This is a genomic window from Halorubrum rutilum, from assembly GCF_042665015.1.
GTDB classification, from domain to species: domain Archaea; phylum Halobacteriota; class Halobacteria; order Halobacteriales; family Haloferacaceae; genus Halorubrum; species Halorubrum rutilum.
Window position 1 is genome coordinate 259,802 of sequence record NZ_JBHTBL010000004.1, and the last position, 24,555, is coordinate 284,356.

25 protein-coding genes are annotated in these 24,555 nt (G+C 72.0%); 14 read left to right on the plus strand and 11 right to left on the minus strand.

What is annotated here, in order from left to right; translation table 11 throughout:
* Window positions 1–121: 121 nt before the first annotated feature.
* Window positions 122–652, plus strand: a complete 531-nt coding sequence (locus ACFQMF_RS05495) for a hypothetical protein (protein ID WP_256408564.1) — start codon at window positions 122–124, stop codon at window positions 650–652.
* Window positions 653–654: 2 nt separating this feature from the next.
* On the opposite strand, the gene ACFQMF_RS05500 is transcribed toward ACFQMF_RS05495, so the two are convergent.
* The 6 genes from ACFQMF_RS05500 to ACFQMF_RS05525 form a co-directional block, all read right to left on the minus strand.
* Complete coding sequence (locus ACFQMF_RS05500) at window positions 655–1,566, minus strand: SDR family oxidoreductase (RefSeq protein ID WP_256408563.1); 912 nt, start codon at window positions 1,564–1,566, stop codon at window positions 655–657.
* Between the two features lie 57 nt (window positions 1,567–1,623).
* Complete coding sequence (gene psmA / locus ACFQMF_RS05505; RefSeq protein WP_256408562.1) at window positions 1,624–2,421, minus strand: archaeal proteasome endopeptidase complex subunit alpha; 798 nt, start codon at window positions 2,419–2,421, stop codon at window positions 1,624–1,626.
* 4 nt (window positions 2,422–2,425) lie between these two features.
* Window positions 2,426–2,905, minus strand: a complete 480-nt coding sequence (locus ACFQMF_RS05510) for an Rpp14/Pop5 family protein (RefSeq protein ID WP_256408561.1) — start codon at window positions 2,903–2,905, stop codon at window positions 2,426–2,428.
* Between the two features lie 7 nt (window positions 2,906–2,912).
* Window positions 2,913–3,566: a class I SAM-dependent methyltransferase gene (locus ACFQMF_RS05515; RefSeq protein ID WP_256408560.1), complete on the minus strand. Its 654-nt coding sequence runs from the start codon at window positions 3,564–3,566 to the stop codon at window positions 2,913–2,915.
* A complete protein-coding gene (locus ACFQMF_RS05520; RefSeq protein WP_256408559.1) occupies window positions 3,550–4,272 on the minus strand; it encodes an RNase P subunit p30 family protein in 723 nt (240 codons plus the stop codon). The genes ACFQMF_RS05515 and ACFQMF_RS05520 overlap by 17 nt, the downstream gene beginning before the upstream one ends.
* Before the next feature lie 131 nt (window positions 4,273–4,403).
* Entirely contained in the window at window positions 4,404–5,267 is an 864-nt protein-coding gene (locus ACFQMF_RS05525; RefSeq protein WP_256408558.1) for a DUF6498-containing protein, read from the minus strand.
* 181 nt (window positions 5,268–5,448) lie between these two features.
* On the opposite strand from ACFQMF_RS05525, the gene ACFQMF_RS05530 reads away from it, so the two are divergent.
* A complete protein-coding gene (locus ACFQMF_RS05530; RefSeq protein ID WP_256408557.1) occupies window positions 5,449–5,733 on the plus strand; it encodes a DUF357 domain-containing protein in 285 nt (94 codons plus the stop codon).
* 532 nt (window positions 5,734–6,265) lie between these two features.
* Here the strand turns inward: ACFQMF_RS05530 and ACFQMF_RS05535 are convergent.
* From ACFQMF_RS05535 to ACFQMF_RS05545, 3 genes are all read right to left on the minus strand, one after another.
* Window positions 6,266–6,949, minus strand: coding sequence for an HAD-IIB family hydrolase (locus tag ACFQMF_RS05535; protein ID WP_256408556.1), 684 nt, complete (start codon window positions 6,947–6,949; stop codon window positions 6,266–6,268).
* Between the two features lie 117 nt (window positions 6,950–7,066).
* On the minus strand, window positions 7,067–8,239 hold the full coding sequence (locus ACFQMF_RS05540) for a Cdc6/Cdc18 family protein (protein WP_256408555.1): 1,173 nt from the start codon (window positions 8,237–8,239) through the stop codon (window positions 7,067–7,069).
* An 88-nt stretch (window positions 8,240–8,327) separates the two neighbouring features.
* Window positions 8,328–8,534, minus strand: a complete 207-nt coding sequence (locus ACFQMF_RS05545; RefSeq protein ID WP_256408554.1) for a hypothetical protein — start codon at window positions 8,532–8,534, stop codon at window positions 8,328–8,330.
* A 130-nt stretch (window positions 8,535–8,664) separates the two neighbouring features.
* Between ACFQMF_RS05545 and ACFQMF_RS05550 the strand changes: the two genes are divergently transcribed.
* Window positions 8,665–9,066 carry a hypothetical protein gene (locus ACFQMF_RS05550; RefSeq protein ID WP_256408553.1) on the plus strand — a complete coding sequence of 134 codons (402 nt, stop codon included), beginning with the start codon at window positions 8,665–8,667 and terminating at the stop codon, window positions 9,064–9,066.
* Between the two features lie 17 nt (window positions 9,067–9,083).
* On the opposite strand, the gene ACFQMF_RS05555 is transcribed toward ACFQMF_RS05550, so the two are convergent.
* The gene (locus ACFQMF_RS05555) at window positions 9,084–10,163 is read right to left on the minus strand and encodes a DUF7973 family transport facilitator (RefSeq protein ID WP_256408552.1); all 1,080 of its coding nucleotides are present in this window, start codon (window positions 10,161–10,163) and stop codon (window positions 9,084–9,086) included.
* Complete coding sequence (glpK, locus tag ACFQMF_RS05560) at window positions 10,164–11,696, minus strand: glycerol kinase GlpK (RefSeq protein WP_256408551.1); 1,533 nt, start codon at window positions 11,694–11,696, stop codon at window positions 10,164–10,166. It lies immediately after the preceding gene.
* 407 nt (window positions 11,697–12,103) lie between these two features.
* Here glpK and glpA point away from each other — a divergent pair, with 407 nt between their 5' ends.
* From glpA to ACFQMF_RS05615, 11 genes are all read left to right on the plus strand, one after another.
* The gene (glpA, locus tag ACFQMF_RS05565) at window positions 12,104–14,011 is read left to right on the plus strand and encodes an anaerobic glycerol-3-phosphate dehydrogenase subunit GlpA (protein ID WP_379791675.1); all 1,908 of its coding nucleotides are present in this window, start codon (window positions 12,104–12,106) and stop codon (window positions 14,009–14,011) included.
* Entirely contained in the window at window positions 14,011–15,390 is a 1,380-nt protein-coding gene (gene glpB / locus ACFQMF_RS05570) for a glycerol-3-phosphate dehydrogenase subunit GlpB (protein ID WP_256408549.1), read from the plus strand. Before glpA ends, glpB begins: the two co-directional genes overlap by 1 nt.
* A complete protein-coding gene (locus ACFQMF_RS05575) occupies window positions 15,387–16,901 on the plus strand; it encodes an anaerobic glycerol-3-phosphate dehydrogenase subunit C (protein WP_256408548.1) in 1,515 nt (504 codons plus the stop codon). Before glpB ends, ACFQMF_RS05575 begins: the two co-directional genes overlap by 4 nt.
* Before the next feature lie 174 nt (window positions 16,902–17,075).
* Window positions 17,076–18,089 carry a hypothetical protein gene (locus tag ACFQMF_RS05580; protein ID WP_256408547.1) on the plus strand — a complete coding sequence of 338 codons (1,014 nt, stop codon included), beginning with the start codon at window positions 17,076–17,078 and terminating at the stop codon, window positions 18,087–18,089.
* A 168-nt stretch (window positions 18,090–18,257) separates the two neighbouring features.
* Window positions 18,258–19,703, plus strand: a complete 1,446-nt coding sequence (locus ACFQMF_RS05585; RefSeq protein ID WP_256408546.1) for a CRTAC1 family protein — start codon at window positions 18,258–18,260, stop codon at window positions 19,701–19,703.
* A gap of 89 nt (window positions 19,704–19,792) precedes the next feature.
* Window positions 19,793–19,993 carry a DUF7576 family protein gene (locus ACFQMF_RS05590; RefSeq protein WP_256408545.1) on the plus strand — a complete coding sequence of 67 codons (201 nt, stop codon included), beginning with the start codon at window positions 19,793–19,795 and terminating at the stop codon, window positions 19,991–19,993.
* A 66-nt stretch (window positions 19,994–20,059) separates the two neighbouring features.
* Entirely contained in the window at window positions 20,060–20,785 is a 726-nt protein-coding gene (locus ACFQMF_RS05595; protein ID WP_256408543.1) for a ribosome assembly factor SBDS, read from the plus strand.
* Window positions 20,786–20,899: 114 nt separating this feature from the next.
* Window positions 20,900–21,394, plus strand: a complete 495-nt coding sequence (locus ACFQMF_RS05600; RefSeq protein WP_256408542.1) for a YbaK/EbsC family protein — start codon at window positions 20,900–20,902, stop codon at window positions 21,392–21,394.
* A gap of 150 nt (window positions 21,395–21,544) precedes the next feature.
* A complete protein-coding gene (locus tag ACFQMF_RS05605; protein ID WP_256408541.1) occupies window positions 21,545–22,582 on the plus strand; it encodes a metal ABC transporter substrate-binding protein in 1,038 nt (345 codons plus the stop codon).
* Window positions 22,583–22,700: 118 nt separating this feature from the next.
* The gene (locus ACFQMF_RS05610; RefSeq protein WP_256408540.1) at window positions 22,701–23,441 is read left to right on the plus strand and encodes a metal ABC transporter ATP-binding protein; all 741 of its coding nucleotides are present in this window, start codon (window positions 22,701–22,703) and stop codon (window positions 23,439–23,441) included.
* Window positions 23,441–24,517 carry a metal ABC transporter permease gene (locus tag ACFQMF_RS05615; RefSeq protein WP_256408539.1) on the plus strand — a complete coding sequence of 359 codons (1,077 nt, stop codon included), beginning with the start codon at window positions 23,441–23,443 and terminating at the stop codon, window positions 24,515–24,517. The genes ACFQMF_RS05610 and ACFQMF_RS05615 overlap by 1 nt, the downstream gene beginning before the upstream one ends.
* Window positions 24,518–24,555: the final 38 nt, after the last annotated feature.

The following is a 24,555-nucleotide window of genomic DNA, read 5'->3' on the forward strand; positions in this document are numbered from 1 at the left end:
CGTAGGTGGTACCGTGCGGGAACAGCCAGCGAAAACCCGCTTGGGTGGTCGTACACCCCGGTTATTATAAAACCCTTCGCAAAGGGCAAACCCCTTGCCCGCCGCCGGCGTTCGACGTCGCATGCGCGTCACGCCAGAGACGGTCCGCGACGAGCGCGCGTGGGTCCACGACCGCGCGCCCGTCGTCGTCCCCCTCATCAACGAGAGCCGCGAGCGGCTCGGAACGCTGTTCGAGACGGACGTGGATCCCGTGCCCCCCGAGGCGTACCGCCGCGAGGTCGACGCCGTCTTCGCCGACGGCGAAGTCGCGGTCAACGTCGCGGGCTGCGTCGCGCTCCTCCGCGACCTCGACGTCGCCGGCGACTACCCCGGGTTCGTCGTCGACGAGGTCCTCGGCCGCGAGCTCGCGGCGACGATCGCCGGCGGTCGGCCCCTCTCGCTGCTCGCGGAGGCGACGTTCCACTTCGTGGACGTGCACGTGCACGAGGACGAAACCGCGCCGGGCGACGACGCCGGGACCGCCGGCGCCGACGACCTCGACGCCGCGCTCGCCGCGGGGTTCCAGACGCGCCTCCCGGGCTGGGAGTGGCGGGAGGGGGAGAGCCCGTTCGCGGTCGGGTCGGGGCCCGGGAGTCTGAACCCCGACGACTGACGCTACGACGTGAAGTTGCGGACGAACTCGTAGCCGCGGTCGAGCAGCGCGTCCGGGAGGAACCGCGCGAGCACGCCGACGCGGGCGGCGGTGCCCGGTTGGACCCGCGCCGGCGGGTTCGTCGCGCTCGCGGCGTCGTATATCGCGCCCGCGACGAGCTCCGGCTCGACCGCGCCGGGACCGCCGCCGCCGACGAGCTTCGCGTCCTCGAACAGCTCGTAGAACTCCTCGTAGGCGCCGGAGCGGTCGATGCCGTCGCCGCTGTCGCCGTCGGCGTCGGCCCCGTCGGCGCCGCCGTCCCCGTCGGGATCGACGCCCGCCTCCGCCTGCGCGCGCTTCGAGAAGTTCGTCTTCACCGGTCCCGGCTCGACGACGACGACGTCGATCCCGTGCTCGGCGACCTCGTTGCGGAGCGCGTCCGACATCGCCTCGACCGCGAACTTCGAGCCGCAGTAGACGCCGCCGCCGGGGAACGAGACGCGCCCGGCGACCGACGAGACGTTGACGACGGTGCCGTCGCGCTCGCGCCGCATCGCCGGCAGCACCGCCTTCGTCAGCCGGTGCGGGCCGTAGACGTTCACGTCGAACTGCTCGTGCACCTTCGCCGTCGACACGTCCTCGATCGGCCCGAACTGGCCGTAGCCCGCGTTGTTGATCAGGGCGTCGATCGCCCCCTCCTCGTCGAGGATCCGGTCGACGACCCGCTCGACGTCGGACCCGTCGGTGACGTCGAGCGTCGCGAGCTCGCAGCCCGCCTCGCCGAGCGCCTCGACGTCCGCGGGGTTCCGCGCGGTCGCGTACACGGTCCACCCCTCGTCGTTGAACGCGTGGGCCGCGGCGCGGCCGATACCCGAGGAACAGCCGGTGATGAGTACCGTCTTCTGCACGCGTCGTCGGTCGGCCCCCGTCGGCATAACTCTCCCGACCGGGCGTCGCGGCGACGGCGAGGAAAGGGCCGCGCGGCGGGCGCCTTACTCCTCGTCGGCGTCCGTCGCGTCGTCTGCGTCTCCGTTCTCGGCCGGCGCGTCCTCGTCGGTCGCGAGCAGGTCGCGCTCGTCGAGGATCGACTCGATCTCGTCGTTCGACCGCTCGGTGTAGCCGTCGTCGTCGTCGACCGTGATCGTGGCGACGCCGACGCCGTCGGGCGCCAGCTCGCCGTCGTTCGACTGCGCGAGGGTGTCGAGCGCGAGCCCGACCGCCTCGTCAGTGGAGAGGCCCGCCTCGTACTCCTCCTCCAGGTAGTCGCGGAGGTCGCTCCGGTCGGAGCCGATCGAGAGCGCCTGCCACTCGTAGGGGGTGCCGGAGGGGTCGGTCTCGAAGAGGCGCGGCTCGCCGTCCTCGATCCCGCCGACGATCAGCGCGACGCCGAAGGGGCGCGCGCCGCCGACCTGCGTGTACTGCTGGATGTGGTCGGTGATGTTCTTCGTCAGCGTCTCGATGCCGACCGGCTCGCCGTACCGGAGCTGGTTCACCTGCGCCTGCCGGCGGGCGAAGTCGATGAGCTGGCGGGCGTCGGCGACGTGGCCCGCGCTCGCGACGCCGACGTGGTCGTCGGCCTTGTGGAGCTTCTCGATGCTCGCCGGCTCCATCAGCGGGGAGCGGGCGCGCTTGTCGGCCGCGAGGACGACCCCGTCCTCGGCGCGGACGCCAACGCTCGCCGTCCCGCGTTTCACCGCCTCCCGGGCGTACTCGACCTGGTAGAGCCTGCCGTCGGGAGAGAAGATCGTGATTCCGCGGTCGTACGCCTGCTGTTGGGATTGTCCCTGCATGATATCACTCGGTGTCGAACGCCGCCGCGCCGACGTAACCCGACTCGGTCCGCACGTCGCACGCGTCCTCGCGCACGACCGCGGGCCGCTCGGCACCCTCGAACGCGACGTCTCGCTGTGTCGAACTGGCGGTCGCGCGACCCATATATCTTTCCTCACAGGCACGCACCGTCCCCGAGATCCCACGGACGTGGATCCCGACCGCCTCGCCGTCAACCTCGCTCACGCAGGCGATCGCCGCGCGCGCCTCGGCGACGTGGCCGTGACGGACTTTCACCACCGCCTCGCCGACGCTGTCGTCGTGCGCGAACGAGAGCAGCGTGAGGTCGGCGTCGGCGCTGCCGGCGTCGCCGAGCAGGTTGCCGGCGGCGTACCAGAGCGCGCGTTGGAAGGCGCGGCGCCCGAGGTCGGCGTCGGGCCACGTCTCGATCCCGACCGCGACGTACCGCCAGCGCGGCCGGAGGTGTTTGGGGAGGTGTTTCACGGCGCGATCACTCGGAGAGGGAGCGGCCGCCCTCGGCGTCTCCCCCGCGTTCGCCGGGTCGCTCCGCGACGATCACGGCGACCTGGTCGTGGACGCGCTCGACCGCGGTCACCGCGAACCCCTCCGCGGTGAACGCCTCGACGAGGGTGCCGACGGTGGCGGGGTCGTCGACCTCGGGGCCGTAGAACGGGGCCTCCGGGTCCGGCCCCTCGAAGAAGGCCACGTCGCCGAGGACGACCCGGCGGGCGCCGGTGGCGGCCATCTCGCGGATCGCCTCGCGCTTCTCGCCGTCCGCGAGGTGGTGGAGCGCGAAGTTCGAGGTGACGACGTCGACCCGCTGACCGGGGTCGACCTCGGGCTCGCGGAACTCGCCGTACGCGAACTCGACGTTCGCGACCCCGCGCTCGTCGGCCTTGCGCCGCCCCTCGTCCATCATCCCCTCGCTGATGTCGCGGGCGAGCACGCGCTCGGCGTCCGGCGCGAGCGCGAGGGCGATGGCGCCGGTGCCGGCGCCCAGATCGAGGACCACGTCGTCGGTGCTCGGGTCGGCGTAGTCGACGACGAGGCTCGCGCAGGCGTGGTACTCGTCGCTCTTGGAGTCGTCGTACTCGGCGGCCTTCTCGGAGAAGCGCGCCGCGTGCTCCTCAACCGTCCTCTTCATACCTCCCCAGTCGGACCCCCGGCTCTATGAACTCCTCGGAACGCCGCTCGCGGTTCCGGTCGGCAATCTCGCTCCACGCCCGGAGCCCCTCCCGGACCGCCTCGGCGTCGAACCCGACGGCCTCGCCGACCGCGACCAGCTCCCGGGGCGCCCGGAGTCCGAGGTGCGACCGCGGGTTCGCGCTCACCACGTACGGGGCGTCGTAGTGGCCGACGACCTCGCGGAGCTTCCGCAGGTCGGCGAGCGCCCGCACCCGCTCCCCGCCGGTCGCACGGAGGACCGGGCCGAAGTCGAACTCGACGTGGACCCCGTTGTCGCGGGCCGCCTTCGCGAGGACGTGGTTGATGTCGCCGCCGGCCATCGGACGCGCCAACACGTCGACGCGGGGCTCCTCGACCGCGAACCGGTTCAGCGCGTCGTCGCCGCCGACGAGGCAGACGACGGTCCGCTCCGACCGGTAGTTGCCGACCGCGCCCGACGCGCTCGTCGGGTCGTCGGCGTCGACCTCGACCGCGTCGACGACGTCGACCCCGTACTCCTCGCGGAGCGCGGCCGCCTCGTCCGGCGGTTCGCCGCCCTCGCCGGCCGGGGGGAGGGCGTCCCGCGTGCGGACGACGATCCCGTCGTAGCCGTACCGCGCCGCGGTGGCGGCGTGGCGGGCGACGGTCGCCTCCCCGTCCGGGTGGGCGTGCACGGCCTCGTACATGGGCCCCACTTTCGCGCCGGGCCGTATCCTCGTTGCGCTTTCGGCGCCGACCTTGCTTCCTGTTTCGCCTCGTCCGTTTCGCTTCCTCGTCCGTCTTGCTTCCCGTCGTCCTCTCGGGTTTGGGTCCGGGATCAGTCGTCTCCGGCGGACTCCTCCCGCTTCTTCCACTCCCGTCTGGGATCCTCGCCGGTGAACCACGTCGCGATCCCGTCCGGGTCGTCCTCGCGGACGGCCCGACGCCGGCCCCACTCGACGGTCGCCTTCGCGAGCGCGATAGGGAGGAGATACGGCAGGAGGACCGCTTCGACGCCGAACGCGTCGGCGACGCGGTCGAGCAGCCCGGGGGCGAGGGCCGCCTCGATCGCGAAGATCCCGGCGGTGACGGCGACCGCCGTGACGATCCCGATGACGAAGTAGAAGAAGACGACGCGCTGGGCCGCCTCCACGACCATGTACGGCGACCGCTCCTCGTAGGCGCGCCCGCCGAGGAACTCCCGGTACGCCTCCGCGACCTGCGCGCCGCAGACCCCGAGCGTCGCCAGCCCGACGGTCGGCGTGAGGTACGAGAGCGCGTCCCACCCGACCGGGAGGAGCGGGAACAGCAGGAAGCCGAACGCCCCCAGCGACCGGGCGACGACGCGCGCGTTCCGGCGGTAGATCGGCGGGAGCCACGGGACGAGGCGGATCGGGTCCGGATCGCGTTCCCACACCTCGTCGCGCTCCGCGTCCTCGTCGTAGCCGGTGATGTAGAACGAGCGGTCCTCCAAGACGATGGGGCGCTCCGCGAACATCGCGGCGACGCCGTGGGCGAGCACCAGCGCGACCACCTCGATCCAGTAGACGGCGAGCAGCTCTCCGACGCGCCAGTCGAACGCGACCACCCCGATGAGCGGGAGGAGGTTCGTCGCGACCACGATCCCGAGGGCCGCGGGGCCCGTCGGGTCGAGGAGGCGGGACGGGCCGGACTGGACGTCGGGCGATCCGTCGGAGGGCATCGCCCGGTACTGCGGGCGGAGCGAGTATAAATCCGGCTCCGCGGGCGTCCGCTCCCGCGGTCGAGCGTCCCGAGCGCTCCTTTCCCGTCGCCCGGCGTCACCCCCGGCCGTCCCCCGCGCCCGGTCGCCGGGCCGCCCGCGCCCCGACGCCCTTTTCATCCGCTCGCGGGAACCGGAGCGCATGAGCGCCGACCTAGAGGAGAAGACGGACCGCTACGAGCGCATGCTCGCCGACGCGCTGGCGGCCGCGGAGCCCCGGCCGCCGGCCGACACGCACCTCGGCGAGGCGGCGGCCGACGTCGTCGAGATGGCGGAGTCGTACCTCGAAGACGGGCGGCACTTCCGCGAGGGCGACGACCCGGTGAACGCGCTCGCGTCGTACTCGTACGGCTACGGCTGGCTCGACGCCGGCGTCCGGCTGGGGCTCTTCTCGGTCCCCGACGACACCGAGCTGTTCACGACGTGAGCGGTTAGGACGTGATCGTTTACGGAGTGCAGAGCGACGCGAGCGTGAGTCTCTGGTCGTCTGCAGTCGATCGTTTATAAACGGTTGCCGGTAGCTCCGCGGTGAACACCTCCAAAACCCCAGCCGCTCGGCTATATGTGATTGTTAGCGGATCGACAGAGAACACTTCCAAAGCCCCCAGGCGGGAGGCGGGCGCACGCTCGCTGCGCTCCTCAGTCGCTCGCGCTGCTCGCTCCCTGCGGTACTTGCGTCGTCATCAGAACGCTTCGCGTTCTGATTGGCTCACGAGAGCTCCGCTCTCGTGAACGCCTGCGCCCGCCTCCCGCCTGCCCCTTTGAGTCCCACCCGCCCGCAACCGCGCCTCACGCCTCCCCAGCCTCGCCGCGGCCGCCATCGGCGGCCGCGGGCTCCCTCGCGCGTGCGACTCGCAGCCTGACGGCTGCTCGTCGGCACGCGCCACAGCACCGTTTATTAACAAGATCTCACGTGGCTGTCGCTTGGCACTTATAAACAATCCTCGCGTCGAGAAGCCTCACTCGCCCCGCTCACGCAGGTCGGTCAGCAGTTCGGCCGTCCCGTCCATATACGCCTCGTCGAGGACGACGTCGGCCGCCTCGCGGGCGGTCGCGTCCGCGTTGGCGACCGCGTACGATTCGCCGGCGACGGCGAACGTCGAGGCGTCGTTCTCGCTGTCGCCGATCGCGACGAACGCCTCGGGAGCGATGTCGAGCGCGTCGGCGACGCGCCGGAGGGCCTTCCCCTTGCTCACGTCGGGCGACTTGACGTGGTACGCGTAGCCCGTGTCGACGACCTCGACGCGCCCCTCTGCCGCCGCGGCGACCTCGCGGAGCAGCGCCTCGTCGCCGTCTCGCGACAGCGCCACCTCCGTCTCGCGCCAGCGGTTCACCGTGTCGCCGTCCCCCCAGCCGATCTCCCCGCCGCGCGCCTCGTAGGCCTCGACGACGGCCCGCGGGACCGCCGGGTCGCCGAGGACCGCCGTCTCGCCGTCGACGTGCGCGACCCCGCCGTTCTCGGCGATCACGGTCTCCGGCCGACCGAGGAAGTGCGCCAACGCGACCGGATAGGGGAACGCCTTCCCCGTCGCGAGGACGACCGGCGCGTCCCAGTCGGGCAGCAGCTCGAAGACGCGCGGGTCGATCCGGCCGCTCGGCGTCGTCAGCGTTCCGTCGATGTCCAGGGCGAGGGGCGGGGCCATACCGGCGGTGGGGCGGCCGGGCGCAACTGTCTTGCGCTCGGGCTCGGCGCGGCGTCAGGGCGCGATAAAAGGGCGTCCGCGGTCGTCGACCGCGGCGGCTTGGTCGATGGGGGCGGCTCAGACCGACCACGACGGCCGGTCGAACAGTTCCCGGAACACGAGCGTCGGGAACCGCGGGACGAGCCGGCTCGGGGGACGGCCCTTGCCGTCGCTCCGGCGGACCGTCACCCGGTCGAGCAGCTCCGCGTCCGCGAGCTCGTAGAGCACTCGGCGCACGGTCGAGGCCGAGAGGTCGACGGCGGGCCGCGAGGCGATCGTCTCCGTCGCGGCGCTCACCGACGAGCGGTCCTCGTCCGACAGGCTGACGAGCTCGTACAGCAGCCGACGGCGGCTCTCGGAGAGCGCGAGCACGCGGCCGAGCGCCGCGCCCGGCCGCGGCACGTTCTCGATCCCCGCGTCGAGGTCGGTCGGCCGGACCGTCGACGCCCCGGCCCGCTCCGCGCTGATCGCGGCGCCGGTCACCGCGGCGAGCGCGTCGTGGGCGTCGCCGTCGGCCCACTCGCCGACCTCGCGGATCTGGTCGTGGCTGATCGCGTCGCGGCCGAGCCCGGTCGAGCACCGGCTCGTCAGCAGTTCGACGAGCACGTGTCGGCGGTACGGTTCGAACGCGACGCGCTCGCCGGGCTCCCACTCGATCTCGTCGGGCGCGTCCCGGCCGAGACAGACGGGCGCGACGTGCCCGCTGAGACCCGCGAGCCAGTCGACGACGGTCGCCGCGTCCGGCGTCTCCGGCTCGTTGACGTGGTCGACCGCGACGACCACGTCCGGCCCGGTACGGACGGCGTCCCGGAGCTCGTCGGCGAGCTCGTCGGTGCCGATCCCGTGTTCGGGGACCGGCTCGTCGCCGATCTCCGAGAGGACGTCGTGGTAGAGCCGGAACCGGGTCGAGCCGCGCCGCGCGTCGACGTAGACGAACCCCGGCAGCGTCGGCTCGACCGCCCGCGTCGTGGTCTGGATCGCTCGGCGCGGGCCGCTGTGGGACGCGAGCCGGTCGAACAGCGCCGAGACGACGGCCGACTTCCCGCTCCCCTTCGGCCCGTGCACGTAGGTGCTCGGGGGGAGCGACCCGGAGAACGCTGGACTGAACGCGTCGAGCAGCCGCTCGAACACCGGTCCTCGACCCGTCGGGGACTCCACGTGCGAGACGGGAGAGACGGCGTCGAGGTCGACGAGGACGCCGGCGCCGGCGTCGTACCCCAGCCGGCGCTCGATCCGGTCGTCGATGTTCACGGTCGCCCCTCCCCGGTGTCCGAATAAAACTGGCACGGACCGCGCCGACGCCGTCGCCGCGGGCTCCGATCGGGCGCCCGACGCGGCCTCACCAGTGATCGGGCTTGTACCGGTTTATCAGCAGCGTCGAGGCGACGAAGACGACGGCCGCGACGGCGCCGGCGATCGCGCCGGCGACGACGCGCGGCCCGATCGGTCCCTCCGCGGTCACCGCCACCACCAGGGTGACGGTCGCGGCGACCGCGAGCATGTTGCGACCGTCGCTCCTCTCGAGTCCGAGCGTCTCCGCGTCCATACCGGCTCCTCGCGCCCGTCGACGTTAAATCCACCCCGAACGCCGCGGCCGCTCGGCGACCGCGGGCGGGCGTCGGGACGCTCCCGCCGCCGTCCACAATCTTAACACCCCCGGCCGCCTCCCGCGGAGTATGGCCGAACCAGAGTTCGACGAGTCGGTCGTCAAGGCCGACCGGCGGAGCAAGGCGGTCGCGCTGATCGTCGCGATCGCCGCGTTCCTCCTCGTCCGCGAGCTCGTCGTCGACGTCCAGTTCGCGTCGATCGCCGCGGCGACTGCCGGGATCGGCGTCCGCCTGTACGTCCCGTACCACGCCAGCGTGCGGGTTCCGGAGGCGGAGCGGACGTCGCTCAGCGACCACCCGACGGTCGGCGCGTACCACCACGGCGCCGCCGGGATCGGCCTGATCGTGCTGTCGGTGGTCGCCGTCGCCGCGTTCGCGTCCACTCACGGGTTCATTACCTCGGTTGGTGTCGGGATCATCGCTGGTGTCGTTTCGTATGTGGGTCTTTCCTCGGTGCTTCCGACGGGATAAAAATCGGAAGCGAGGGTTCAGGCGCCCGGTACCCAGATGGAGCCGAGAACGCCCAGGATCGCCAGCACCGCGAGGATCGAGGACGTGATGAAGATCGCCGCGGCCGGCGGGTCCACGTGCGTGTCCCCGTGCGCGTAGAAGACACGCTGGAAGGCCTCGCCGATCACCGCGCCGAGGAGTCCGAACCCGGCGCCGGCGATCAGGCCGACCGTTCCGCTGAAGCCGGCCCCGGTGAACGCGGCCCACGCCGTCGCGCCCGGGAGGGTCATGTGGTGCGTGACCGGGATCCGGTCGACGCCGAGGTTCAGGAACAGCAGCGTCGCCGCGCTGATACCGAACCCGAGGAACACGTTCCCGGTCTGGATCGCGGCGTACGCCGCCGCCAGCCCGGAGGCCGAGCCGATCGCCGCGACGTGCGACCACTTGTACATGTTCGGCAGCCACGGCTCGACCGCGAGCCGGTCCTCGCTGGACTTGTCGCCGTCGCCCGGGACCTCACCGGGCTCGCGCATCTCCTCGCGCTCGAACGGCCCCATGTCGAAGAAGCCGCTCGCCTTGCTGCTGACGTTCCCGATGACGGAGTAGCCGAACACCGCCCGGTGGAGCAGCGCGCTGGCGACGACGGTGAAGGCGATCGGGTCCGTCGGGATCGCCAGGTTCCGGAGCGTCTGTTCGAGGACGATACCGAAGACCCCGAAGGCCGCACCGACCGCGAGGATGTCCGGCCGGCTCCCCAGCGCGAAGCCGATGTCCTTCGCGTTGTGGTAGTCGAAGCCGGACTCCATCGCGCCGTCTTTCGCCGCGTACGCCGCGGCCGCCGCACCGCCCGCGAAGGAGATGTGCGGGCCGAAGACGGGACCGAAGCCGACGCCGACGCCGGCCCCGGAGGCCGCGTCGCCGCCGAACACGCCGGCGATGACGAGGAAGCCGGTGAAGATGAACGCCGGGAGCGCGCCGAGCGCGGCGCCGAACGCCCCGCCGGCCGCCGCGCCGAGCCAGATCGTCGGGTCGAGCAGGATGTCGAGGACGGCACCGATCGACCCGGCGCTCCACCCGGCCGACTGCGCGAGCACGTCCGCCGCGATCACTCCGCTCATCTACTCGTCCTCCCGTGCCCAGTCGAGTGACTTCTCGACCGCGTCGCCCCAGCGGTCGTACAGCTTGTCGACCTCGGCCTGGTCCTTCTCGGGACTGAACTCGCGGTCCACCTGCCAGTTGTCGCGGAGCTCGTCGACGTTGTCCCAGTAGCCGACGGCGAGGCCGGCGGCGTACGCCGAGCCGAGCGCCGTGGTCTCGTCGACCTCGGGTCGGGCGATGTCCGTCTGGATGATGTCCGACTGGAGCTGACAGAGGAAGTTGTTCTTGACCGCCCCGCCGTCGACGCGGAGGCTGGTCGTCTCGACGCCGGAGTCGGCCTCCATGGCCTCGGCGACGTCGCGGGTCTGGTAGGCGATCGATTCGAGCGTCGCCCGGACGATGTGCTCCTTGCTCGTGCCGCGGGTCATCCCGACGATGGTGCCGCGGGCGCGGCCGTCCCAGTGCGGGGCGCCGAGCCCCGTGAACGCCGGGACCATGTAGACGCCGTCGGTGGAGTCGACCGAGCGGGCCAGCTCCGCGGTCTGGGCCGCGTTGTTGATCAGGTCGACGTCCTCCAGCCACTCGATGGCGGCGCCGGTGATGAAGATGGAGCCCTCAAGCGCGTACTGGACGGGCTCGCCGGACATCTGGAAGCCGATCGTGGTCAGCAGTCCGTGGTCGGACTCGACGGCCTCGTTGCCCGTGTTCATCAGGTAGAACGAGCCCGTGCCGTACGTGTTCTTCGCGTCGCCCTCGTCGAAGCAGGTCTGGCCGAACAGCGCGGCCTGCTGGTCGCCGAGCGCGCCGGCGACCGGGACCGCCTCGCCGAGGAAGCCGTCGGCGTCCGTGTGGCCGTAGTACTCCTCGTCGGAGGAGGGCCGTACCTCGGGGACCATCTCCTTCGGCACGCCGAACTCCTCTAAGAGCTCGTCGTCCCACTCCATCTCCCGGATGTTGTACAGCATCGTCCGGGAGGCGTTCGTGACGTCCGTGATGTGGTTGCCCGTCAGGTTGTAGATGAGCCACGAGTCGATCGTGCCCATGACGAGCTCGCCCTCGCGGGCGCGGTCGCGGAGGTCGCCGCCGCGGGAGCTCTGCATCTTGAGCGGCTCCGCGTTGTCGAGGATCCACTCGGTCTTGGTCGCGGAGAAGTAGGCGTCGCACTCCAGCCCGGTCTTCTCGCGGATCTCCTCGACCTTGCCCGCCTCCTGGATCTCCTCGACGCGGTCGGTCGTCCGCCGGTCCTGCCACACGAGGGCGTTGTGGACCGGCTTCCCGGAGTCCTTGTCCCAGACGATCGTCGTCTCGCGCTGGTTGGTGATCCCGATCGCGTCGAGCTGGTTCGCCTCCAGCCCCGCGTCCGCGAGGCCGTCGAGGACGACCTGCTGCGTGTTCTCCCAGATCTCGATCGGGTCGTGCTCGACCCATCCGGGGTTCGGGTATATCTGTTCGTGCTGTTCGTAAGCGTTCGCGACGACCTGGCCCTCGTGGTCGAACACCATGAACCGGGTGCCGGTCGTCCCTTGGTCTATCGCACCGACGTACTGTGTCATGTTTTGGATCCCTCCTGTGGCGCTGGTCCGCGCGCGTCGACGACGCCGGTCCCGCTCCGGGCGACCCCCGGGCGGGACGGCTCCCGGCCGGACCGGGAGTCGGTTCCGCGAGGTGACCCGACCCGAACGGCCGCGTCCGGCCCGCGCGCCGGCCGCACGACCCGAGTTCGGGGGGCACCATCGCCGTCACCGCGGTATATCTTCACGGAAGCTACCACGCCGTTCGTGAACATAATGTACTACCATAATAATCTAACCCTTAAAATCCGCTTCTCAGCGCGATTCAAAAAGGTAATATATAAACAAGTCGCTCCCGCCAACGCTTACACCACTTGAACGTCCCTGATAGTTATGCAAACCGGCGGGGAGGGGGTAAAGTAAAGTGCACGGAGTCCGAGCGGCCGGATATGGACCAACAGGTGGACGTCGTGGTCGTCGGGGGCGGGTCGACCGGCTGCGGCGTCGTCAGGGACCTCGCGCGACGGGGGCTCGACGCGGTGCTCGTCGAGAAGGGGAACCTGACGCACGGCACGACGGGACGGATGCACGGGCTCCTCCACAGCGGGGGCCGGTACGCGGTCTCCGACCAGAAGAGCGCGAAGGAGTGTATCGAGGAGAACCGAGTGCTCCGCGACATCGCGTCTCACTGCGTCGAGGAGACGGGCGGGATGTTCGTCAAGCGCCCCGAGGACTCGGAGGAGTACTTCCAGGAGAAGCTGGAGGGGTGTCGCGCGTGCGACATCCCCGTCGAGGTGCTCGACGGCGAGGAGGCTCGGCGCCGCGAGCCGTACCTCGCGCGCGACGTCGAGAAGGCGATCGCGCTCCCGGACGGCGCGGTCGACCCCTTCCGGCTCTGCGTCTCCAACGCGGCCGACGCCCGCGAGCACGGCGCGCGGATCGAGACGCACGCCCCGGTGACGGACGTGCTCGTCGAGGACGGCGAGGTCGTCGGCGTCGAGGTCGAACACGAGACCGGGCCGGGTAAGCGCGTCCACCGCGAGCCCGGCGCGACCGAGGAGATCCGCGCGCGCCACGTCGTCAACGCGACCGGCGCGTGGGCCGGTAACGTCGGCGAGATGGCCGGCGTCGACGTCGAGGTGCGCCCCTCGAAGGGCGTGATGACGGTGATGAACACCCGGCAGGTCGACACCGTCATCAACCGGTGCCGGCCGAAGGGCGACGCCGACATCGTCGTCCCCCACGAGACGGCCTGCATCCTCGGCACGACCGACGAGGAGGTCGACGACCCCGAGGACTACCCCGAGGAGGAGTGGGAGGTCGACCTCATGATCGAGACGCTCTCGGAGCTCGTCCCCGCGCTGAAGGACGCCCGGACGCTGCGGTCATTCTGGGGCGTCCGCCCCCTCTACGAGCCGCCGGGGACCGGCACCGAGGACCCGACGGACATCACGCGCGACTACTTCCTGCTCGACCACGGCGACCGCGACGACCTCCCCGGGATGACGACCATCGTCGGCGGGAAGCTCACCACCTACCGGATGATGGCCGAGTCCATCTCCGACCACGTCTGCGAGACGCTCGGCCACGAGGCGACCTGCGACACCGCCGACGCGCCGCTGCCGGGCTCGGAGAGCGAGGCGCGCATGGCGGAGCTGATGGACGAGTTCGGCCTCCGCTCGCCGGTCGCGCGACGCTCGGGCCAGCGGCTCGGGTCCCGGGCCGAGGACGTGCTCGACGAGTACGACCCCAACCCGATCGTCTGTAACTGCGAGAGCGTCACGCGCGCCGAGGTGCAGGACGCGATCGGCGAGGCCGGCAGCGACCTCAACGCCGTCCGCCTCCGCACCCGCGCCTCGATGGGCAACTGCCAGGGCGGCTTCTGCACCCACCGGATCGCCGCGGAGCTGGCGCGGGAGTACCCGGAGCCCGTCGTCCGCGACGCCGAGGACGAGCTGTACCAGGAGCGCTGGAAGGGCCAGCGCCACGCGCTGTGGGGCGAGCAGCTCTCGCAGGCGATGCTGAATCACCTGCTGCACGCGACGACGATGAACCGCGACGGCGACCCGGCGAACCTCGACGGCGAGGTCGACTTCGGCGCCTTCGACGCGGGCGCCGGGTCGGGGCCGGCGGGCGCCGACGCCGACGCGGGCGGCGAGTCCGGGACGGCGGCGGCCGACGAGGACCGCGCAGCGGGCGACGCGACCGCCGACGAGGACCGCGCAGCGGGCGACGCGACCGCCGACGAGGACCGCGCAGCGGGCGACGCGACCGCCGACGAGGACCGCGCAGCGGGCGACGCGACCGCCGACGAGGACCGCGCAGCCGACGACGCGGTCACCGACGGAGGGCGCTGATGGCCATAGACAGCGACGTCCTCGTCGTCGGCGGCGGGCTGGCGGCGATCACGGCGGCGATCGCGGCCTCGCGCGAGGGCGCCGACGTGCGGCTCGTCTCCCACAAGTCGAGCACGCTCCGGCAGGCCTCCGGGCTGATCGACGCGCTCGGCTACGTCCCGGCGACGGAGCCGGCGACGCCGCTCCGCGAGGGGCCGCCGACCGCGGGCCGCGAGCTCGACCGCGACGAGTGGCCGGACCCGGAGGGACCGCTCGCCGACCCCTTCGAAGCGGTCGACCGGCTCCCCGAGACGCACCCGTACCGGATCGTCGGCGCGGACGCGCTCCGGGAGGGGCTCGACCTGTTCGACGAGCTCGCGGGCGACGCGTACCGCGGGGGTCACACCGACCGCAACGCGCTCCTCCCCACCTTCGGCGGGAGCGTGAAGCCGACCGCGCGCTACCCGGCCGCCGCCGAGGCGGGGCTCGCGAGCGACGACCGGCCCGCGCTCATCGTGGGGTTCCGGTCGCTGACGGAGTACGACGCGCGGGCGTTCGCCGGCCGGCTGGAGGCCGCCGGCGTCCCCTTCGACGCCGCCGGCGCGGAGGTGGAGTTCGCGGAGGCGTTCCGGGCCGACGCGAAGGTAACCCGGCTGGCGAAGGCGCTCGACCACGACGAGGATATCGACGGCGTCCCCGCCCGCGAGGCGCTGGCGAAGGCCGTCGCTCCGCACCTCCACGACGTGGTCGACGAGGCGGGCGGGGTCGACCGCGTCGAGCGCGTCGGCTTCCCGGCGTTCCTCGGCGACGACGCGGGCGACGAGGTGCGCGCCGAGCTCGCGGACCGCCTCGGCGCCGACGTCTTCGAGATCCCGATGGGGCCGCCGAGCCTCCCCGGACTCCGGCTGGAGGACCGACTCTTCGACGCGCTCGACGCCGAGGGCGTCCGGTTCGAGACCGGCAACCCCGTCGTCGGTGTCGAGACCGAGGCCGACGGTCGCGTCGAGACCGTCGCGGTCGACCGGAAGGGGCGCGAGACCCCGTACGGCGCTGACGCCTTCGTGCTCGCGACCGGCGGGCTCGTCGGGAAGGGGCTCGACTCGGACCGCGACGGCGTCCGCGAGCCCGTCTTCGACCTGCACGTCGGGCAGCCGGACGACCGCTACGAGTGGTTCGTCGACGACGCGTTCGGCGACCAGCCGTACGCGCGCTTCGGCGTGCGCCCCGACGAGCGCGGGCGCCCGCTCGACGGCGACGGCGAGGCACAGTACGCGAACGTCTTCGCGGCCGGCGGGGTCGTCGGCGGCGCGGACGTCGCGCGAGAGAAGTCCGCGAGCGGGGTGTCGCTCGCGACCGGCCTCGTGGCCGGGCGGCAGGCGGCGACGGAGGCGACCCAATGACACGAGACACAGCAGACGACGGCGACGCGGGGGACGCAACGGGCGGAGAGCGCGACGGCGGGAGCGAGACCCGGGCCAGCCCCGGCGTCCCGGAGGCCGGTCGCGACGAGCAGCCGTCGATATTCGTCCCCGACGAGGGGGAGGTGCCCGAGGGAGCGGCGGGCGGCGATCGCGGTGCGAGCGACCGCGCCGCCACCGACGGCGGCGTCGAGAGCGCGTCGGGCGGGAGCGACTCGACCGAACTCGACCCGGACGCGTACGACCCCGTCGACGTGTTCCCCGGCGGGGACCTCGACCTCCGGGAGGGGGCCGACTCCTGTTACAAGTGCACGAGCTGTGACACCTCCTGTCCGGTCGCCGAGGTCGACGACGAGTTCCCGGGACCGAAGTTCCAGGGGCCGGAGCAGTGGCGGCTCAAGCGCAAGGACGACCACGACATCGACGAGTCGATCACCTCCTGTTCGAACTGCATGCGCTGTGACGACGCCTGCCCCTCCTCCGTGCCGCTCTCGCAGATGCACAACGAGGCCCGCGGCCAGTTCGTCGAGGAGCAGATGGAGAAGCTGTCGGTGGAGTACGTCCGCAACCGAATCTTGGCGAACTACCGCACGTCGGCGCGGCTGGCGAGCATCGTCCCGCGCACCGCCTCGCTCGCGATGAACTTCGGACCGGTCCGCTGGGCGATGGAGAAGACGCTGGGCATTCCGAAGGAGCGCGACTTCCCCGAGTTCGCCACGGAGACGTTCCGCGAGTGGTGGGAGGCCCGCGGCGGCGCGCAGGTGGAGAACCCGGACAAGCGGGTCGCGTACTTCCACGGCTGCTACTCCAACTACAACACCCCCGAGGTCGGCAAGGCGATGGTCTCGGTCTACGAGCACTTCGGCTACGAGGTGATGGTGCCCCCGCAGAAGTGCTCCGGCACCCCGATGTTCGCGAACGGGATGTTAAAGGACGCGCGCCGGCACGCGGAGACGAACGTCGAGAGCCTGATCGAGGCCATCGGCGAGGGCGCCGACGTGATCGCCTCCTGTACCTCCTGCTCGATGTCGCTCCGACAGGAGTACCCCGAGCTGTTCGACATCCACGGGATCGAGGACGTCTCCGAGCACACCTACGAGGCGCTGGAGTACCTCCGGATCAACGAGGACCTGGAGGGCGAGCTGGCGGACACGGAGCTCGCCGACGAGCGGGCGTTCGCCTACCACGCGCCGTGTCACGCCCGCAACCAGGGGCTCTCGCGGCAGGCCGTCGAGACGTTCCGCGACGTCGACGGCGTGACGATGGAAGACGTCGGCGACTCCTGTTCCGGCATCTCGGGCACGTACGGCTGGAAGGAGGAGAAGTACGAGAAGTCGATGGAGATCGGCGAGGAGATGTTCGAGCACATGGAGGACGCCGAGGGCGACGTGGGGATGACCGAGTGCCCCACCTGCGCGATGCAGATGGAACACGGCACCGGCTACGAGATCAAACACCCCCTCCAGCTGCTCGACGAGACCGTCGGCGCCTGATCGGTCGGCCGCCCCGCTCGCCGGCGTCTCGTCCGTCGGCGTCCGACTCCCGCCGACCCGACCCGCCTGCGCCCGAAGCGGACCGAGAAGTTCACCGACGCGCCGGCGCCTCGTTTCTCAGATTAAATAACCACAGACGAACGCTTATTCCTCGGAGTTCCGCAGTCGGGGTACGTGTCCCTCGAACGGCTCCTCGATCGGTTCGACGGCGTCGAGCGGTCCATCGTGGTCGTCAACCGCACCGACCCCGACCCCGTCCTCAACATGCTCGCCGACACGTTCGGCGAGAGCCCGGTGGACGTGACCGACGGGAGCCTCGCCGGCGACGGCGGCACCGGATCCGGCCGCGCCGGGACCCGATCCGATTCCGCCGGGTCCCGGTCGGGCGGCGTCGGCGGGGTCAACGACGTCACCGGCGGGGCCGGCCTCTCCGCCGAGCGGCTGACGATGCGCTCGGCGGACGCGGGCGAGGGGCCGGTGATAGACGTCGACGCGCTCCGGCGGAACGACGCGGTCCCGTTCGACGGCGACGACCCCGAGGCGGTGGAGAACCTCGCGCTGCTCGTCGAGGGCGACGAGGTCGTCGCCGGCTCGACGCTCGGCGAGCTCGGCGACGCGGTGCTGTTCGTGAACTCCGACCTGTACGTCACCGGGACGCGGACGCTGGCGGACGTCGACCTCCCGTCGGTGATACGCGGCCTCGACGACACGACGTTCACCCTCCGCGGGTACCCGGAGTCCAACCGACAGAAGCTCCTCCTCATCACCGTCTCCCGGTTCATCGAGCGCGTCGCGTGGACGGCCGGCGACGGGACGCTGCGGTCGTCGTTCCAGCGCCTCTCGCGGATCGACGACGAGGTCGGGACGCGCCGGGTGTACGAGAGCGTGGCCGACGCCGGCGTCGACACCCACCTGTACGGCGTGCCCGACGACCTGCCGCGGGGGCTCGACGCGGTCGTCCACGGCGGCGACGGCCCCGACTTCACCAACAGCTGGTTCGTCGTGTACCGACCGCCCGAGGGGCCGCACTCCGTCGGCGGCGACGCGGGGGCGGACCTCGGGCGCGGCGTCGAGGGCGGCGTCGGCCTCCTCGCCGTCGAGTCGGAGCCCCGGGTCTGGCGCGGGACGTGGACGTTCGACGCGGGGCGCGTCCGCGCGATGAACCGCTACATCGAGCGGAACCTCTGACGGGACCAGTCACGCGGGGCGGGACTCGCACCCGTTACGCCGAGCGGGATCCGTAACCGGATCCGCGACGTCGGGCGAAATCCGCGGTCGGACCCCGGCGTCGTATTTAGGTTTCTCGGGCCGAATCCAACCCGTGAGTTCATATTCCCCGAGCGGTGACGGGCGACCATGTTCACCGAGCGGTCCGACCTCGTCGGCGACGACGACCCGATCCGCGGGTACGGCGTCGCGGTGACGCCGGGACGGGACGGACCGCTTGTCTTCGTCGCCGGCTACGGCGAACCGAACCGGCTCTACGCCCGCGACGGCGACCGCCTCGTCGACACGGCCTGCGGCATCGTCGCCGACGGGACCCGCCACGGGATGGGCGTCTGCGCGGCCGACCTCGACGCCGACGGCTGCGAGGAGGTGTACGTCCACAACTGCACCAAGGGCGTCGACGGCGGCGGCGACCCGGACCTCCTCCTGAGCCGGCTCGAATCGGACGGCTACCGCTGGACCGACGTGTTCGCGCTCGACGTCAACGCGGACCGCTTCGACGTGCGCGCCGGCCGGTCCGTCGCCGCGCTCGACAGGCTGGGGACCGGCCGGTACGGCGTCGCCGTCTCCGGGTACGCCGCGCCGCTCGCCTTCTACGAGCTGGGCGACGACGGCGAGGTCACCGACATGGCCGACGCCGTCGGGCTGGAGGTCGACGGCGGCTGTCGGTCCCTCCTCGCGGTCCCGCACTGCTCCGGGGCCGGCGACCTGTTCGCCGGCGTCGAGCGCGGCCCGAACCGCCTGTTCCGGAACGAGAACGGGCATTACGACCCGACCGGCGGCGGCTCGCTGTCCGACCCCGCGGGCGACACCCGCGGGGCGGCCCTCGTCGACGAGGGCGGGCGGTTCGCGTTCGCGGTCGGCAACGAGGACGGGCCGAACCGCCTCCTCCGTCGCGGCTCTGCCGGCGGGTTCGAGGACGTCGCGCCCCCGGCCCTCAGCGAGCCCGACCGCGTCCGGACCGTCGTCGCGGCCGACTTCGACAACGACGGCCGCGAGGAGCTGTTCTACAACGTCTCCGGGGAGCCGAACCGGCTCTACGAGCGCGTCGGCGGGGACGGGTCGGACGCGGGCGACGACGCCTCCCGCTGGGAGCCCGTCGACCCCGGTCCCGCCGCCGAGCCGGACGGCTTCGGCACGGGCGCGGTGGCGGCCGACCTCGACGGCGACGGCGTCTTGGAGCTCCTCGTCGTCCACGGCGAGGTCGCCGCCCAGCCGGTCGCGGTCTACGACGTCCCGGCCGCCGCCGACGCCGGCTGGCTCCGCGTCCGGCCGACGACCCGTCACGGCGCCCCCGCCCGCGGCGCCGTCGTCAGGCTGGAGACGACGGCCGGAATCCAGCGCCGCACCGTCGACGCCGGCGGCGGCTGCCTCTGTCAGACCGAGCCGGTCGCGCACTTCGGGCTCGGCGGGGCGGCGCCGCGGCGGGTCGTCGTCCGGTGGCCGGACGGCCGCGAGCGGATCCTCTCCGACCCCGCGCCCGACGCGGAGGTCGCGGTCGAACACCCCTCGGAGCGGCGGTCGCCGTCGAGCGGGGGACGCCGCCTCCGCGGCGACCGGTCGGTCGGGCGGTAGCAGACGGCGGCGAGGGCCGTCACCCCCGATCGCCCGGACAGAACTGCCGCCCCTCGCAGGTTCAAGTGTCCGGGGGTGTAGGGACGGGTATGGTAGACCCGACTTCCGACCTCGAGGAGGACGTCGACGAGGAGTCCGCGCCGCGCTGTGCGACCTGCGGGGAGCCGGCGCTGGGCGTCGACCGTCGAACCCTCACGTGGGTCGACGGCGTCGACGTCGAACACCGGCACTTCTGCTCGCAGACCTGTCGCGACGACTGGGCGGACGAACGACCCGAGGCGGGCGGCTGACCCGGGAGACGACGGCGCGGACCCCGCGCGGGAGGGTTTTTCAGTACGGGGGTGGTATCTGGGGGTATGATATCGCTCGACGAGGCCGTGACGGCCCGACTGGAGTCGCACGGCGAACGGTTCGAGGTGCTGATCGATCCGGACGCGGCGCTCGCGATGAAGCGCGGGGAGTTCGAGGGCGACCTGGAGGACGTGATCGCCGCGGAGGACGTGTTCGAGAACGCCTCGCGGGGCGACCGGCCGGCGGAGGAGGACTTGGAGACCGTCTTCGGCACGACCGACGCCCTGGAGATCATCCCCGAGGTCGTCGAGCGCGGGGAGATCCAGATCACCGCCGAGCAGCGCGAGGAGATGCAGGAGCGGAAGCACAACCAGCTCGTCACCACCATCACGCGCAACGCGGTGAACCCCCAGATGGACGACTCGCCGCACCCGCCGGAGCGCATCGAGCGCGCGCTGGAGGAGGCGGGGTTCCAGGTCGACCCGATGGAGCCGGTGGAGAACCAGGTCGACGACGCGCTGGAGGCGCTCCGCCCCGTCATCCCGATCCGGTTCGAGGAGGTGACGATGGCGGTCCAGCTCCCGGCCGACTACGCGGGCTCCGGACAGGCGCAGATCCGCGAGTTCGGCGACCTGGAGCGCGAGGAGTGGCAGAACGACGGCTCGTGGGTCGGCGTGCTCACGTTCCCCGCCGGCCTCCAGAACGACCTGTACGACCTCGTCAACGAGGTCACCTCCGGCGAGGGCGACGCCCGCGTGATCAAGGACAAGGACGAGCTGCGGACGCGGTAGGGCGTGCACGTCGCGGTCGACGCCGGACTCGTCGCGCTCGCGACGTCTCCCTGACGGGTCGCCATACGTGCCGCGGCCGAGAGCTTCATACCCCGCCGCGAGCCTCCTCCCTCCATGCACGAGCGCGCGGCGGAGTTCGCGGCACGGGCGCGGGACAGATACGGCGTCGACCTCGAGATCTTGGAGTTCGACGCCGGCACGGAGACGGCGGCCGCGGCGGCCGACGCCGTCGGCTGCGACACCGCGGCGATCGCCTCCACGATCGTGGTGTCGCTCTCGGGCGGCGACGTCGAGGGTGACGAGGGTCGGCTGGTCGCCGCGATCACCAGCGGCGCGAATCGCCTCGACCTGGACGCGGTCGCGGCTCACTTCGGCGCCGACGGCGCCGCGATGGCGGACCCGACGCGCATCCGTGAGACCGTCGGCTGGAGCATCGGGGGCGTGCCGCCCCTGTGTCACGACGCCGCGCTCCCGACCGTCTTCGACCCGACTCTCGCCGGCTACGACACCGTCTACGGCGCCGCGGGGACGCCGAGCGCCGTGTTCGCGATCGACCCCGACCGGCTCGCGTCGCTGGCCGAGGCGACGACCGTCGACCTCACCGAGTGAGGGCGGACGGGGGTCCCGCCGCCGACGCCGCCGACGCCGCCGATCGACGACGACGCCGTTGGTGATCGAACCCGCGCTCCTCGCCCTCGGTTATTAACTCTGGGTTGTGAAGTAACAACACTTTTCTATTAACGGGCGGTACGGATCGGTATGACTCACTCACGTCGGTCGGTGTTACGGGGCGGGGCGGGCCTGCTGGCGGCCGGCTCGGCGGCCTCGCTCGCCGGCTGTTCGGGCGCCGCGGGCGGCGGCTCCGGCGGCTCGGCGGGGTTCGACGGCGGGTACGCCGCCTTCTTCACGCTCAACGACTGGGCCAACGAGGTCGTCGGCGACCGCGCGAGCTTCGAGAGCCCCGTCGAGGTCGGCCGCCTCGGGCACGGCTGGACGCCGGACGGGACCCTCGCCGCGGACGTCGCCGCCACGGACGCGTTCGTCTACCTCGACAGCCCCGAGTTCGCGTGGGCGCAGGACCTCGCCGCGACGCTCGAAGCCGACTACGACTCCGTCGCGGTCGTCGACGCGCTCGCCGACGTCGAGGACGACCTGCTCGCCTGGGACCACTCGCACGAGAGCCACGACGAGGGCGGTCACGACGGGGAGAATCACGAGGACGAGGGCCACGACGGCGACGAGGCGAGCCGCGACGACCGCCAGTACGACCCCCACGTCTGGGTCGACCCGGTCCTCGCGGCGCGGATGGTCGAGACCGTCGCGACCGGGCTCGGCGAGGCCGACCCCGAGAACGCCGACGCCTACGCCGAGAACGCCGACGCCTACGCGGCGGAGCTCGACGCGGTCGACGCCGCCTTCGAGTCGATCGCCGAGGACGCCGAGCGCGACGTGGCGGTCATCGCGGGCCACAACTCCTTCCAGTACCTGGAGGCGCGCTACGGGTTCCGCCTCCACTCGCCCGTCGGCGTCTCGCCGCAGAACGAGCCGAGCCAGGGCGAGATCGCCGACACCATCGAGCTGGTGGATAGCGAGGGGATCGACACCGTCCTCTACAGCCGGTTCGAGTCGACGCGGCTCGCGGAGACGATCGTCGAGAACAGCGACGCGACGGCGACGATGCCCGTCAGCCCCGCCGGCGGGACCACGGAGGAGTGGAACGAGGCCGGCTACGGCTACCTCGAACAGATGACCGAGGTCAACGTCCCCGCGTTCGAGCGGGCGTTCGGGGCGCAGTGAACCGGCGCCTCGGAGCCTCCGACGACCTCGACCGCCCCGCCGCCGGCGGCGACGACCCCCGGCGCGAGCGCGGAGTAAAAGAGCTAAACGTTCGGCCGACACAGCGAAGGGACACGCAGTGACCGCTATCGTCGACCTCGACGGCGTGACGTTCGCCTACGGCGACACCGTCGCCGTGAGCGACGTCTCTCTGACGGTCGAGGCGGGCGAGTTCCTCGGGCTCGTCGGGCCGAACGGCTCCGGGAAGACGACCCTGCTCCACCTCATGCTCGGGCTCCACGAGCCCGACGAGGGGAGCGTCGAGCTGTTCGGGCGCCCGGTCGACGAGTTCGACGACGGCGGCCGGATCGGCTACGTCTCCCAGCAGGCGACGAGCCGCGGCGGGTCGATGCCCGTCACCGTCCGCGAGTGCGTCACGATGGGCCGGTTCGCGCACGCCGGCCGCGGGCGGCTCTCCGAGGCCGACCGCGCCGCCGTCGCCGACGCGATCGAGACGGTCGGGATCGGCGACCTCGCCGACCGGCTCGTCACCGAGCTGTCCGGCGGGCAGAAGCAGCGCGCGTACATCGCCCGCGCGCTCGCGAGCGACGCGGACCTGCTCGCGCTCGACGAGCCGACCGTGGGGGTCGACGCCGAGTCGCGCGACGCCTTCTACGCGCTCCTGGACGAGCTCAACGACGACGGGATCACGGTCATCCTCATCGAGCACGACATCGGCGTCGTCACCGACCGCGCGAACCGCGTCGCCTGTATCAACACCGAGCTGTACCACCACGGCGACACCGAGTCGTTCGTCGAGAGCGACGCCCTCGCGGAGGCGTACGGCGCGACCGGACAGGTCGTCCACCATCACCACTGATGAGCGGGACCACGGCGACGGACGGCGAGGACGAGCCGGGCGCGAACGCGGTCGCGAGGCCCGACCGCGGGCTCCGCCGGACGGCCGAGCTCGCAGCGCTCGGCGTCACGGCGGCCGTCGCGGTCGGCATGCTCGCGTTCCTCCTGCTCTACTGGGCGCAGGACCTCCCGGTCGCGAGTGACCTGTACGTCGCGTTCCGCGCGCTCGGCCGGGGGATGGACGCGGCGTTCGGGACGAACGTGTTCCGGCACCCGATCATGTGGCAGTCGATGGCGGTCGGCGTGCTCGTCGGGGTCGTCGCCCCGCTCGTCGGGTCGTTCCTCGTCCACCGGGAGATGGCGCTGATCGGCGAGACGCTCGCGCACACGGCGTTCGCGGGGGTCGCGATCGGCATCCTCGTCAACGCGTCGACCGGGTGGGACGGGTCGCTGCTGCTCGTCGCCCTCGTCGTCGCGGTCGCGGGGGCGCTCGCCGTCCAGTGGCTCACCGAGCGCACCGACGCCTACGGCGACGTGCCGATCGCGATCATGCTCAGCGGGAGCTTCGCGGTCGGCACCCTGATCGTCAGCTACGGGCGCGGGCTGACCGCGATCAACATCGAGGGGTACCTGTTCGGGAACCTCGCGGTCGTCACGGCCGAGGGCGCGCGGCTGATGGGCGCGCTCTCGCTGCTCGTCGTCGCCGGCGTGGCGCTGACGTACAAGCAGCTCCTCTTCATCACCTTCGACGAGCAGGCGGCGCGGGTCGCCCAGCTCAACGTCACCGGCTACAACGCGCTGCTCGTGGTGTTGACCGCGGTGGTCGTCGTCGGCGCGATGCAGGTGCTCGGCGTCATCCTCGTCGCCGCGATGCTCGTCGTTCCGGTCGCGGCGGCCTCGCAGGTCGCGCGGAGCTTCCGCGAGACGACGTACCTCGGGGTGATCTTCGGCCAGCTCTCGGTGCTCGGCGGCTTCGCCGTCTCGATCGGGCTCGGCCTCCCCTCCGGCGGCTCGATCGTCGTCACCGCGATCGCGGTGTACCTCGCGACCGTCGCCCTCTCGGGCTCCTCGGTGAACGCGATCTCTGCGCACGGGTAACCCTCGGACGGCGGGTCGGGCCACACGGGACCGGCGCG